The organism is Aeromonas sp. QDB18 (assembly GCF_027705325.1).
GTDB classification, from domain to species: Bacteria; Pseudomonadota; Gammaproteobacteria; order Enterobacterales; family Aeromonadaceae; genus Aeromonas; species Aeromonas caviae.
The window spans coordinates 1-13,310 of sequence record NZ_JAPDBQ010000120.1; the positions used below are offsets into that span (position 1 = coordinate 1).

Genomic DNA, 13,310 nt, shown 5'->3' on the forward strand with positions numbered 1-13,310 from the left:
ACCAGCAGATCATTTTGGAGGTATTGGGTGAGCGCTATCGGCAAATTTATTCCTAAATCAGGTGCGGAATGTCGGATCAAATACCCCTTCCCGGGGACCAGATACCTCAAGATCTGACAACCACAGTGCAGGCAGTCAACGCGACGGATGGAGACTTGCAGGCGAACACGCAGTTCAAACAGGTCTCGGTCACGGACAAGGCGGGTGCGGCGATCGTGGACCAATGGACAGGGCTGATGGCACTTGCCACAAAGAGGCAGGTGGTTAGCACTAGGTTCAAGAGCGAAAGTAATTTGAGTGGCACAGCGGCTATAGATAGAAACGTCGTAGCCTGGCCAGAACGAGGCAAAATCAATATGATGCATAGCGACAGCAGGGTGAAGGAACCGGTTGGTTTGGCGACTACCAGTGTACCCGATCCCTGTCTGTCAACTTACCTTTCCCCACGCTTCCGCGAAGAACCATTCTTTATCTCGTGCCCAACAAATTTAATCCCGTGCCCAATTCACTAGGCACAATGAAGTGTTGCAGTGCAGCTTGATGGCCCCTACCCCATAACATCAAGCGAACGAGAAGAGTCAGCAGGCCCTACGCCTGCAGGATGCTTTTAGCGGTATCCATGCGGTACTTCTGTTTGGCGATTTACAAAATCCCCTGAATCCATCAAAGCATAGCTACTAGGCCGTGTATCCATGGTGGAGCGAGGGTGGTTATAACGGATTAAATGCAACGCAGAGAAAAACCGCAAGCTATCCAGTAAAAATACCGAAATATCAATTAATTAAGGAGAGCGCCAGACCTGATATCATGCCTTTGACGTGGTTCAAAGAGATCGATTCGATGGGGAAAAAACGACGACATCGTCATAGGGAAGGTGCGAATAAGCGGGGAAATTCTTCTCGGCTGACTCAGTCATTTCATTTTTTCCTGTTTGAGCCGTTTTTTCTCCCGTAAATGCCTTGAATCAGCCTATTTAGACTGTTTCTTCGCCATTTCAGGCGTTATTCCCAGTTTTTAGTGCGATCTCTCCCACTGACGTATCATTTGGTCCACCCGAAACAGGTTGGCCAGGGTGAATAACATCGCCAGTTGGTTATCGTTTTTCAGCAACCCCTTGTATCTGGCTTTCACGAAGCCGAACTGTCGCTTGATGATGCGAAACGGGTGCTCCACCTTGGCACGGATGCTGGCTTTCATGTATTCGATGGTGATGGCCGTTTTGTTCTTGCGCGGATGCTGCTTCAAGGTTTTTACCTTGCCAGGACGCTCGGCGATCAGCCAGTCCACATCCACCTCGGCCAGCTCCTCGCGCTGTGGCGCTCCTTGGTAGCCGGCATCGGCTGAGACAAATTGCTCCTTACCGTGCAGCAGATTACCCAGCTGATTGAGGTCATGCTCGTTGGCCGCGGTGGTGACTAGGCTGTGGGTCAGGCCACTCTTGGCATCGACACCAATGTGGGCCTTCATGCCAAAGTGCCACTGATTGCCTTTCTTGGTCTGATGCATCTCCGGATCGCGTTGCTGCTCTTTGTTCTTGGTCGAGCTGGGTGCCTCAATGATGGTGGCATCGACCAAGGTGCCTTGGGTCATCATGACGCCTGCTTCGGCCAGCCAGCGATTGATGGTCTTGAACAATTGGCGGGCCAGTTGATGCTGCTCCAGCAGGTGGCGGAAATTCATGATGGTGGTGCGGTCCGGCAAGGCGCTATCCAGGGATAACCGGGCAAACAGACGCATGGAGGCGATTTCGTACAGAGCATCTTCCATCGCGCCATCGCTCAGGTTGTACCAATGCTGCATGCAGTGAATGCGTAGCATGGTTTCCAGCGGATAGGGCCGACGACCATTCCCAGCCTTGGGATAAAACGGCTCGATGACTTCCACCATGTTTTGCCATGGCAGAATCTGCTCCATGCGGGACAAGAAAATCTCTTTTCTGGTCTGACGGCGCTTACTGCTGAATTCACTGTCGGCGAAGGTGAGCTGATGACTCATGATGAACCCTGTTTCATGGCTCCAGATGACAAACATGATCTCATATCAGGGACTTGTTCGCACCTTCCCTTGATGTGTCCTTCAGTTGCGAGCGAACAAATAATGTTGACTTGAATTTTATTCTTGCATAGAGTGTTATTAATGCATTAATGCATTAATGCATTAGTAGAAACCTCTCTACCGTATAGTGTTCGTTCCGAACTTTACACATAAATTGTGACTTTAGTCTTGCTAAGAGGGGACGTATCCCCTCGACCACTTTTGTGTGCACATATTGTTTGATGGAATTACCACAAATATTCTGCTTATTCATTTTAACAGGGAGTAAAAATGCTTTTCTATGCTGTAGTGTTCATAGTTTTAGGAGTGATTTTCAAACTTCTATTAAGTGAAAAGATATTATACCCAGCAATTATTATAACCACTATTTTATGGGCTTTTGCCTTTGGCCCTTGGGCAATTTTAACATTTTTTGAATTATTGCTCGGCGTTACTATAGTTGAATCAGTGAAAAGTAATACTGACATTAATAGTAAAAATACCGAATCAAATAAAAACACCTCCCCTACAAGAAAAGATTATTTAACACCCACATCAAGAAGAAATATAGTGGCTAAAGAGAGCAGCTCTCCTATAAAAGACGATAATTTTGATATTGACATTAAAAAGCTTAACGTTGCATATACAAAAGAATTAAACAAGAATAGCTGGTAATTCCATGAATCGAAAAATTGCCATTTCAAGGCATGACGATAATTTTTCATTTTTAAATGAAGTAACAAATTCAAACAAACGAATACGCCTTGGCTCAGTTAACCCGAACAAATTAAATCAGGTTGATTACACTCCGATATCCACTAATGGTCACACCGTACTCTATAATCAAAAATATTTTGAAATTCATGAATTTTTTCATAAAGTAAAATCAGAAAACGTTCAGAACCTAATCGTTTTGACTACAAAGGAAAAAAGCAAAATATTAGAAGACTTGTTAATTTATAATCAAAGGATGTATGTGCTAGAAGAACTCTATCCCATATTTTCAGATTTAAAATATATTAGCAATTTAGAGCGTAATTTGAATGAATTAGTGAAAAGACTTAACGATGTAAGGAATTTATGTATTAAAGGCGGGTCATTAAATAAATCGTTATCAACAAAATATCGGTATGCTATAGAAAGAGCTATTAGATACAAAAGTGAGCTTGATTCAACACTATATTTTGCTTGTCTGCCCCCTTACCAAGAAGTGTTTAAGTTGACTGAAAAACAAAAAGATAGAGTGATCTTCAGTGTCGATTATAACTCCATGTTTGCAAAGTGTATTCAAGGCTCGTTCCCTGATCCCAGAAAGCTTAAATTAAAATCGTTTAAAGATAGTTATGAATTAAATGAGTTGTCACCTGATGGAGTTTATAGGGTACTATTAATTGGAGCTAAGAATTCAATTTTCTTAAAGCATCACCCTTTAAAGTTTTCAAAATCAAATCAATCTTTTCATTTTAACCTCGAAGTAGGAGATAATATCGAGGTCTTTTTACCAAGAGATGAGATCATTTATTATACGTCATTTTTTGAAGGATATCGCGTTTATAGCGGGATCGTTTCTTCCAGAGAAATCTTACATCCATTATCTAAAACGGTTCAAACGTTGTATAACGATAGAAAATCTTCACGAATAGGTTGTTTAAAAAACTCTTTAGCCAAGCAATCTATCGTCATTGCCACTAGCGTTACCAATGCCAAAAGGTATATAAAAGTTAACTCGGAGCAGCCAAATGATATCATCAACTTTTTCGAACAACATTTTAAATGCCGATTTGACGATTCGTTCGATGTATTTCAAAAATTAGAATTAGCAAAAATCAGCAATAGACTAGTAACTTCGGGCACTAATATCAATAAGTTAAGGTCTAAGGTTATCAATTATAACAACAGGGACTCGATTTATTCTTTTCATTCCAAAATGCTTTCTAACTCTAGGATCATGATGATGAAATTAATGGAAAAATTGTTAAAGATTAATACCGTAGAAATATGCTATGCCAATGTCGATTCAATTCATTTTTCGCTAAATCGTGATATGGTCAATGAAGTCAGATCTTTTCTTAATGAAGAATGCTCTGATGAGTTAGGTAAGTTGAAAATAGAAACGCAAGCAACGTTTGGTTACTGGTTTGACTTAGGCAGATATTGGTTAGGCAAGGAAAACTTTGAAGTAACTAAATACAGTAATACCTTATTCAATAACTCTTTTGATAATAAAATCTATAATAGAAGAAGGGTACTTAAAAAGGTTGATTCCATACAGGGTTATAGATACATATCTTATCTCCCAATCGCTATAGAAAAGACTTTCAGTTTTAAAAAGAAGTTAGTTGTTAGTAATAACCCTGATCAGACCTTATATAAAAGATTTGATTACTCTGAAATAAAATCAGCTCCGATTGCGAGTAATTCAGTAAATAAAGAAAAGATAACAAATTACAGGCACAAATTTTCTTTACTAAATGAAATGGCTTCAAACATTCAACAATTAACAATTAACAATTAAAATGTGAAAGTAGGACAGTGCGATGAGCTATTATGTATCAACATTTGATAATAAATTTAAGAGAATCTTTGCTTCGAGTTATATTAATTTAGACAAAAGAGATATTTATGATTTGGCGTTACAGATCCTATCCAGTCACGTCAGTAACATGTCTTACTCGATTGAAAGAGAAATCAAATCAAAACTAAATTCCTATTTTGATATTAATCAACGTTACAAAGACGTTTACGTAAATTTTTGCTTATCGAATAAATTGATGGCGCTTTCTGAGTCTTCTAATGAATTACATTCTATTCCAAAAGGCAAAGATGTTCGAAAGGTTGTCTACTTAAAAAGAGTCAACAAATTTTATCGAAGCTCCTTATTAGAGTATGCCAAAAAAGAAAATATCAACATTGAATTCGTTGAATTAGCCATGAAAAGAAACTTTCTTAAAGTAATAACGGGATTCTTTTTACAGCGGCACTGTAACCAAACGTTAACCCCTCAGATACTTAGTAAACTCGATTTTTTTGTAGATACTATTAATACCAACAACAGGTTATTAACCCCCTATCAAAAAACAGAAAGATTTCAAAGATTCATCCATGAGCTTTGTTCAACCATAAAGGGTGATACTTCTGTTCCTAGTATACCTTCTAAGTTAATGCGTACCATTTTATCTTCAACAAGGTTCCACTTCAGTTACATTAACGAACTAGACTTGAGTATGCAAGAGTTAACTCGGATAAGACAAAAACAGAACACCGCATTCGATGAAGTTAATTTATTTGATCATGATCGCATGTCACCTAAAATCGGAGCTAAATATATAAAAAATTGGAAACAACGACATCAAATACCAATATTTGGCTGGAGACATGAATCAATACTCGACGAAATAAATCAAATCGATAATGATGACTTGTTGTATGTGAACCTGTGCATTTATAGCAGTTTAAACATAAAAACTATGGATGAGGTATCGCTTGAATTTCGTGGATTTTGAAAAATTCTGATTGTGTGATGGTTACAGTGCTTACGACAATATTGACGGGATATTCCCTGTTGGTTGCTGGGCACATGCTAGACGTAAATATGAAGATGCGTTAAATCAGAAAAGCGCGTTAAAGGCCGAGCGAATATAGCAAAAAGTTACCTGATCACCACCATGATTCACCGCCTCGGCCAGGGCCTTGTCCTTGCGCCGCAGCTCCTGCTCCAATTGCCGAATGCGTTTCTTGTCCGCCTTGGCCTGCGCTTTTTCGGCCTGCTGTAGAGCGCGTGACGATTGCTGGCCCATGATGCAGGCTTGCCGCCACTGCTGGACTTGCTCAGGGTAGAGCCCTTTGCGACGGCAATACTCGCTGAGCTCAATCTCAGAAAGGGCCGCCGTTTCCAGCACGGTGGCGAACTTGGCCTCTGGCGGCCATTCATCAGTCAGTTTGTGGTCACCCGGCACCGGAGCGCCTCCCTGTTTGGCTTGTTTGCGCCAATTATACAGAGTGACCTCGCTGATGTTTTCCTGCCGCGCCAACTCGGCAACGGACATGTTGATGGGCGGCAGTAGCTTCTTGAGCAAGGCGGCCTTCCGTTCACTTGAATAACGAGCCATTCGACACTCTTCATCCGCCCCCAGTCTTCACTTGTTGATGATTCAGGTTAGGCGACAACTAGTCTGACACCGGGGTAGTTGCCGCTGTTTTTATTGAGACGATCCTCCAGCTCGGCAATGCGGTCAAGAAGCTTGTAAATCAGCTCATTGGCCTGTTCAAGGGTGAGAGATGGAACCGTCGGAGTCGTGTTGTTTTTGCTCATGCCGACAAGCGTGCCTCATGGGCGGGATCAAGCAAGCGGCAAAAGCGGATCAAGAGACGATCGTCTCATTTTGCCTGTCAAGACCCTGCGGGTGAACGGTTACCTCTGGTGTGCCTGCGCTGGCTGATAACCTTGCGCACTCTGGTTGCGGCGTAGCTCGCGACTGATGGTGGACGGATGAACGCCCACATTTTTGGCAATCATGGCCTGGCTCAGGCCATGGTCACGCAGGCATGCGATCTGGTATCGTTGCCCTTCGGTCAACTGCTGGTATCTCATGGTGTTCCGCTTTGTTTCTTTGGCGAGAAGAAGCGTACCAGAACCGGCAGTTGACCTCTTCTCCCCTATGCACCATGGGTGTTGCAGTTATTATCTGAATTCGCGGTTCTGTTCTGGAGGGTTAAATCATGGCCAGAAACAAGCAAGGTTCAATTTCAAAAAAGCATGATTATTCATAGCTTTATTCAGCGTTATAGCGATGAAGCGCAGTGTCAGCAGCGACTTTTTGACATTCGCTGGCCACAAGGATTCCAGTGCCCAAACTGCAGATGAACGCTACCAACTTCGACAAGAAAAAGTATTGCCTATCTTAGCAAAGTTCAAAGCTTGGCTCGATTCTGTATTCCAACTTATTGATTACAATTAAAAACTGAATGACAATCTAAAAATTAAAGAACCATATTCATAGCCAAGAATCCGACACCTCCAGCCAACACCAAGATATCTAAAACAACTATGGTTCGTAGCCCGCTTATCGATCTTTGCTGAGACTCCACCGCCGCCTCTAACTTGCTTTTCAATTCCGCTAATTGTTTAGCAATGCGGCTATCAATTGCTGTGCAGCCTTGTTCAAACTGATCAGGTGTTACAAACTTCAAGGCTGCAACCTCACGCCTTAGTTTCAACTGTTCATCTTTGATCTGGCCTAGAAGATCATTCAGTGACGTAAGGCGACCGTCAAACTCTTCAAATTTATTCGAGTTCTTCGTAACCAATTCAGCCTGTTCATAAGCTAGACTTGCGAGCGTTGATTTCGCTGCCTCTATCTCAGTTCTTGCATCGTTGACGGCGCTCAACAGGCCATTAAACTCTGCCACTTGCGTCGATTGCTCTTCGAGTGAATCGATTACCCGGTGTAGTTTCTGTATGTCATTCACCAATTAATCCCCTTGTATAGGCTGGTAAGTTTTTCAAGTCTAATTGCTAGTGGAGCTAACAAAGTGTGATAGGAGAAAGGATCTCCTAGCTCTTCATTTACCTCCTCAAGAAAATCCAAATCTTCAAATTTCTCATGTACCAAACGAGCAAAGCGGCTTCGCGCATTTTCAGAGAACATTGGCTTTAGCTGCATAGTTTTTCGGACCAGCTCTAGTGCTTCATCCCTATTATCACTGATCAACCGATCAAATGACGATGCCATTCTTCGCTCTCCATCTGCATCATCAAACTCATCGGAAGCTAGTCGCAGCACACCACTCAAGTAGTTCAAGAATGCATTATCTTTGTATGACTCTAGGAATCGAGAAATCTGACCTCGTAGGATCGTCATCTTCTCGCTGCCTACTAGATGTTCCGTGCCCTCTTCTTCATCAGTTTCAAAAAAAACTGATGGCCATAACTTCGCCGATGCAGAATTCTCAGCCATATAGAGCAAAAGTTGGCTCGACTTGTCGTGTCTGAAATAACCCTCTAACTTCTCCTTAAATTCTTTGCCATCCATCCTGCCTTCAGCAAATAAACTACAGTGTTCATAAACGTTCTTCTGTGACTGGCGGCGGTTGTAGACAAAATGGTCATAGGACCAAAGTAAAAGAACAAGAAAGATAAATTGCGATTTATCGATAGACCCTTTTCTCAGCTTGTCGCAGAGAATTTTGTAGTACTGGTTATCACTACTGAACACATCAGCGAGCTTAAACTCAGGATCATACTTTCTGACGGTATGCTCAATTTTCTTTTCCAGGCCTTCTTCCGATAGGCACTGGAACTCGACATAGAGCGTTCCATTAAAAAAGTCTACGATTACCCAGTCAGAGACAATACCTAATTGAGAAAGACGGTAGATAGCCTTTTCCAATTTAAACTTTTCCGTACCAAACTGCCTGGCAGTAATGGTCACGGTGTTGTGTTCCTGATTGTACTTAAAGAATTCGTATACATTTGCCATCAACTTGAACTCATCATTGATTGTGTCCAAGCCGTTTGTCATCAGGAATAGATTTGTGTTCAGGTCACTATCGCGACTCAATGACTTCACGTACTCCTTCAGATCTTTGACGTTCGTGCTAGCGTCCCAAATCTTGTCGAGAATAGCTGAATTGGGCTCTTTTGTGAGAAGCACATAGCAATCTGCGGGTACTTCCTTGAATAGTTTTTTATCTCGCCCGGCCCTGCCTGCTTCCTGATACAAGGCCTCCATCGACCCAGGTATTCCGAAGTGAATCGTATAGGCAATATTCCCCTTATTCACGCCCATTCCGAATGCCTTAGTGGCAGTAAGTAGGCGGTATTTATTTTCTTTAAATTCGTCTTGAACTTGGCGCTTATACCTATCGAAAGCCTCTCCCTGCAATCCACCCATTTTCGGAGCCGACCCCGAAAAATATCTAACATCCATCTTCAAGAGTGTTGAAATTCGGCCCGCTAAGCTATGACAACCCTTAGCTCCGTTGACGGTAGGTGTGAATATGATCCCCGCCTTATTGCCGTCTTCCCGATCGGAATTCCATTTACCCTCCATTTCAGAAACAAGCTTGACGACTGCATCACCTTTAAGGCCTTTATCGTCGATAACGTGGAATGAGAGTTCCTCGCGAGTGAAGTCCATTGGGGTACGGACAAAATCATCGGGGATATCAAACTCTGTTTGAATATCCTTTAAGACGTTAACTGATGCTGTTGCCGTTAGGCCTATATAACTTGCACTAGGAGCAAACCGTTCGATTGTATTTGCCAGGTTCAGATAAGAAGTCCTGAAATCATGTCCCCACTCAGACAAACAGTGAGCTTCATCGATCACCGCGTAGGCAAATGAGAGATCTAGTCCGATAGCCAGCATCTCTTTTCTAAACGCATGGGTTTGGAATCGCTCAGGCGATATGAAAACGAAGAAGTACTTACCACGTCCGAAATCTCTCTGAACTTTGGCCTTCTCTCCTGCCTTCAAATCACTTGTAATAAAATTGCTTCGAGTGAAGCCGATGCTATCCAAATCTGCTTTCTGGTCATACATCAAACTTTTTATCGGGCACACGACAAAGCTAACGGCTGGTTGCAGGACCGCAGACAGCTGGTAACAAATCGACTTACCCGAACCTGTAGGCAGCAATCCTATTGTGCCGTTTTTCGAAAGTGCAGATCCTATGATACCAACCTGCCCTTCCCTGAAATCTACATCCTCTAGGTATGGTAGAAACAGGTTGCTGAGGAAGTATCTCAGCGACTCTCGCTGCTCGCTGCCTGGGCTAAGATCTAGCTTGTAGGTAATGGGGTTACTACATGAAAGCTCGAAAAAGTCATAGTCAATCAATTGACTGGTTTCTATTGAAACAGCATCAGAATCTTCGAAGTTTCGATAGAAATCGAAGTAATCCGTACGTGAATATATGACGTCTTGGTTAACTTGAAAGGAATCGTCATAACGCTCCAGTAAGCTGAAGTCGATGAATATATTTTCACCAGACCGTTCGTTCGGAAGCTCATCTGATTCGAACAGTGCAACTTCAATTCGCCTTTCTTCAATACCGATGAGACGAAAGAGATTCGATAACAAATCGTTCAGGTCGTCCAGTGCCGCTTCAGCAAAATCAGTTCCATCACGATTGACTATGAATAGTTTTTTCAACTCCCCTAGTCTGATCTGACCTCGTTCAAGAAGCTCTAATAACAGTATCTGGAAACGCAACGCCGAGGTCAGCCTCAATCGCGAGTCAGTAACATCGACTCCATTTTCATAAGCCTCTTGGTAATTCAATAAAGAAATACCATTAGGAGGCGTTAGGACACCATTTCGCTCTAGACTATCAACGATCTGAATTTGAGAAATAATCGAATTTATCTTACTGATAAATGACTGATTCTCAGATGCCACTTCTTGAACAGTGAAACGAACTGTCTTCAGTCCCAAGGTTTCAGTAAACGCATCCCTCATCTCATCTAAATGCTGAGAATTTTGGTGCTGTTGACCATCTATCTCAATAATTAAACCAACTTGAGGAATGTAAAAATCTACCTGTTGGTTCTGGAATTGTTCAACGTAGACCTGAGTCATATCGTAAATCTGAACTTCAGGGAGCATTAGTTGTTTTACAAAAATGTACTCACCGAAATACTTTGGAATCAGCTCATCAAAAAACCTTTTCGCTGGGTAGTACCCAGAATGCTTGTTGCCTCGAATCAATCTATTCCAAAAAACTGGCTTATCTGACACAAGAGCCTGAGCTGATGTATTAAGACCGCTCTTCTCCAGTTCAATGCCAAATGCCTTCCTCAGTTTCCGCGAGGCTATTGTTGGCTTCCCTCTCTGAAGCATATTCTTAAGAACTTGAATTGCTGCAAATAGCTGTCCAGACGCCGCTTCAGACGAGATAGAATACTGGAGAAGATTGTGGAAAATGAAGTTATGGTTGGTTCTCGCGTAGTTAGCAGAAAACTTCTTGCTTACAAGCCTGCTACTAGACTTCGACCTGACATGTCTAGATAGTTCACTTTCGTCCGCCAGCGAGTCGATGATTGGGTTGTACAAATCTGAAAACAGTTGGTTATTGTGTTGTTGTTCTTGGCTGTCAGTGCCTAGTTCCAATCTATAGAGAGTTTTAACCAACGTAAAAATGTAAATACTTGAATTCGGAAAAGCTTGAGATAGACAGCGTGTTATCTCATCAGTTGTAGCCCCCGAAGTTAATACGTCGTCAACGATCAGAAATGTCGGATTTGAATTAGCTTCTATTGAATCAAAATCGGCTTTATAGGCACCTCTGACCTGGTGGAGTCTTTGTGCTGCAGTGCAATTAGTCGATTTATCTAATACGTGATCTTTCTCTAATATCTTAGGTTGGTAAGAAGCCCCTAAAGCAACAGCCAGCGATTTGCCCAAGGTATCTAATGCTTTATCGCCATCTTCAGCCCTAAGCTCAGCGTGACCTAACGCTCGAACAACTATATCTATGGCTGGGAATGAAGGAGCTAGCTCAACAGTCTTGTTAACCCAGCGGCGAACAGAAGTATTCTTGTTATCTTTGAAAGACCAAACTTCCTGTTTGATACCATCTAAATAGAATCCCAGATGAAGTTTATTCCCAGATTGTATTAACTCAGAACGTCCAGTTCTTGCGGAGCTCCGCGTCGAGTTTTTTCCAATAAGCTCGGAGAGACCGCTTATTCCCTTATGTGACGAATCGATCTCCGAGGCAGAACCCCAATCTACGGAGAAAAACTCAACTCCTGCATTGGAAGCAGCGCCTCGATCTAGGTTACTATCTCCTAAATAAATTGACTCGTCGGCGCTAACACCGAAGTACTCGAGAATACGAGTAACGCCCTCAGGGCTCGGCTTATGCTGCGTTACATCATGGTAGGCTACTACATAGTCAACAGTGATACTGAAGTGTTTGAGTAGCCCCTGAACGTAGTTCGAAGGCGCATTCGAGAAGATAGCAACCTTGATTCCAACCGACCGAGCCGTTGTAACAAGGCCGACAACGTCCTGATAGATGACACAACCATTAAAGTACCTGGGTATGTCTCTCCATCGGCCAGCTGACCGAAGTGGTTCGAGGCTTGATGTATCAATAAGCGTGTCATCAAGATCGAGGATGATGACCCTTATCACAGCAGGCCACCTTTTGCTTTCAACGACCCAAATGAACTCGCGATATCTTCTAATTGAAGACGAATATCTTCATAAGATTCGCTCGTGTAGGGTATCGCTCTCCCTTCGTTAACTAGCTGTTGAGTTCCTGAAATTGCCTTGATAGTAAGATCTGGATACTTAGCTTTATGTGCGTCAGGAACGAAGACAGGACGCATCATAGAGATAGCAGATTTGACTGCGTGCATCGTCCCACCATCTATCGAAGTTTCAATAGCAAAGACGGCAGTAGATAAACCTGCTTGTATCCTGTCTCGCTTAGCAAAGAACGCAGGTATTGCTTTGGTTCCTGGTGCATTCTCTGCAACTAGAAGTCCGCCCTCGTCCAATATTTCCTTAGCGAGTTTCCGATTACTTGCGGGAGAAATAGACTCCACATCGACAAGAACAGAAATCGTTGGTGTTTTGGCGTCTAATGCCGCGCGATGAGCAATTGTATCGATACCCAGTGCAAGTCCACTGACTATCGTGAAGCCATAAGTCGCAAACTTTTGAATAGTTTTAATCGTTATGGTTTCCCCCTTGGGGGTGTTTTCACGAGTGCCTACAACCGCTAATGAAAGCCTATTATCTAAGAGGTTCAGATTGCCTTTGCAGTATAGAAAAGGAGGAGGTTTCGGGAGACCGTATAACGCAATTGGATAGGTTTTCGTACCGAAGAGAACAATCTCAACACCTTTATTTTTGAACGAATCAATCTCAGCTTGTACTTCGACCCTAAGAGCTTGGAAGTTCGCAGTATCTAAGAAGCTTTCGAGAGTTGCTCGAGATTTACCGTTTGATATTTTTAGATTGGAGGAGTGGTGTGCCAGTTCTTCGAGTGTTGCCACTCCGCTATACGCTGAAAACTTTAAGATGGACAGAACAGTTTCATCACCAACGTTCATTAACCTCTTGACAACAAGAGCATCTACAATGTTCACATCCACTCCAAAAACACAACAAATTCTAGTCCATTAACCACAAATTTACTTGTATTCGACCGAAAACACAATAAAGTCAATCTCTATAAGTAGATCATGTACAGGATCTTTAGCGCCAACCAATTGAAATAGATATAAAAAAGGCTTCGTTTGTGATCTAATTTTATCGCCA

The 13,310-nt window shown here is 42.5% G+C and carries 11 protein-coding genes and 3 pseudogenes; 6 read left to right on the top strand and 8 right to left on the bottom strand.

Annotation, left to right across the window (positions count from 1 at the left end):
• Positions 1-365, bottom strand: a 365-nt coding sequence (locus OKC30_RS21540) for a transposase family protein (RefSeq protein WP_442865836.1), incomplete at its 3' end; no start/stop codon positions are given.
• A gap of 649 nt (positions 366-1,014) precedes the next feature.
• Positions 1,015-1,995: an IS5-like element IS5 family transposase gene (locus OKC30_RS15870; RefSeq protein ID WP_270809681.1), complete on the bottom strand. Its 981-nt coding sequence runs from the start codon at positions 1,993-1,995 to the stop codon at positions 1,015-1,017.
• A gap of 330 nt (positions 1,996-2,325) precedes the next feature.
• Between OKC30_RS15870 and OKC30_RS15875 the strand changes: the two genes are divergently transcribed.
• The 4 genes from OKC30_RS15875 to OKC30_RS15890 are packed head-to-tail and all read left to right on the top strand — an operon-like array spanning position 2,326 to position 5,676.
• Positions 2,326-2,709 carry a hypothetical protein gene (locus tag OKC30_RS15875; RefSeq protein WP_200235182.1) on the top strand — a complete coding sequence of 128 codons (384 nt, stop codon included), beginning with the start codon at positions 2,326-2,328 and terminating at the stop codon, positions 2,707-2,709.
• A gap of 4 nt (positions 2,710-2,713) precedes the next feature.
• Positions 2,714-4,549 (top strand): hypothetical protein, encoded by a 1,836-nt coding sequence (locus OKC30_RS15880; protein WP_270666866.1) that lies wholly within the window; start codon positions 2,714-2,716, stop codon positions 4,547-4,549.
• 22 nt (positions 4,550-4,571) lie between these two features.
• Complete coding sequence (locus OKC30_RS15885) at positions 4,572-5,537, top strand: hypothetical protein (RefSeq protein ID WP_270666865.1); 966 nt, start codon at positions 4,572-4,574, stop codon at positions 5,535-5,537.
• A gap of 10 nt (positions 5,538-5,547) precedes the next feature.
• Positions 5,548-5,676: an IS66 family transposase gene (locus OKC30_RS15890; RefSeq protein WP_123161597.1), complete on the top strand. Its 129-nt coding sequence runs from the start codon at positions 5,548-5,550 to the stop codon at positions 5,674-5,676.
• 32 nt (positions 5,677-5,708) lie between these two features.
• Here OKC30_RS15890 and OKC30_RS15895 read toward each other — a convergent pair.
• From OKC30_RS15895 to OKC30_RS15905, 3 genes and pseudogenes are all read right to left on the bottom strand, one after another.
• Positions 5,709-6,143, bottom strand: a pseudogene (locus OKC30_RS15895) (transposase); the annotation flags it as partial.
• Between the two features lie 47 nt (positions 6,144-6,190).
• Positions 6,191-6,346 carry a hypothetical protein gene (locus OKC30_RS15900; protein ID WP_442865837.1) on the bottom strand — a complete coding sequence of 52 codons (156 nt, stop codon included), beginning with the start codon at positions 6,344-6,346 and terminating at the stop codon, positions 6,191-6,193.
• Positions 6,347-6,451: 105 nt separating this feature from the next.
• Positions 6,452-6,586 (bottom strand): annotated as a pseudogene (locus OKC30_RS15905) (helix-turn-helix domain-containing protein); the annotation flags it as partial.
• Between OKC30_RS15905 and OKC30_RS15910 the strand changes: the two are divergent.
• Positions 6,524-6,679, top strand: coding sequence for a hypothetical protein (locus OKC30_RS15910; protein ID WP_270809687.1), 156 nt, complete (start codon positions 6,524-6,526; stop codon positions 6,677-6,679). The pseudogene OKC30_RS15905 and the gene OKC30_RS15910 sit on opposite strands and share 63 nt — an antisense overlap.
• Positions 6,680-6,790: 111 nt before the next feature.
• Positions 6,791-6,892: pseudogene (locus OKC30_RS15915) on the top strand (transposase); the annotation flags it as partial.
• A gap of 122 nt (positions 6,893-7,014) precedes the next feature.
• Here the strand turns inward: OKC30_RS15915 and OKC30_RS15920 are convergent.
• From OKC30_RS15920 to OKC30_RS15930, 3 genes are read right to left on the bottom strand one after another with little or no spacing between them, the layout of a single operon-like run.
• Entirely contained in the window at positions 7,015-7,503 is a 489-nt protein-coding gene (locus tag OKC30_RS15920) for a hypothetical protein (protein ID WP_270809682.1), read from the bottom strand.
• Positions 7,500-12,176, bottom strand: coding sequence for a RecQ family ATP-dependent DNA helicase (locus OKC30_RS15925; protein ID WP_270809683.1), 4,677 nt, complete (start codon positions 12,174-12,176; stop codon positions 7,500-7,502). Before OKC30_RS15925 ends, OKC30_RS15920 begins: the two co-directional genes overlap by 4 nt.
• Positions 12,173-13,138, bottom strand: coding sequence for a DNA-processing protein DprA (locus OKC30_RS15930; protein ID WP_270809685.1), 966 nt, complete (start codon positions 13,136-13,138; stop codon positions 12,173-12,175). The genes OKC30_RS15925 and OKC30_RS15930 overlap by 4 nt, the downstream gene beginning before the upstream one ends.
• Positions 13,139-13,310 lie beyond the last annotated feature (172 nt).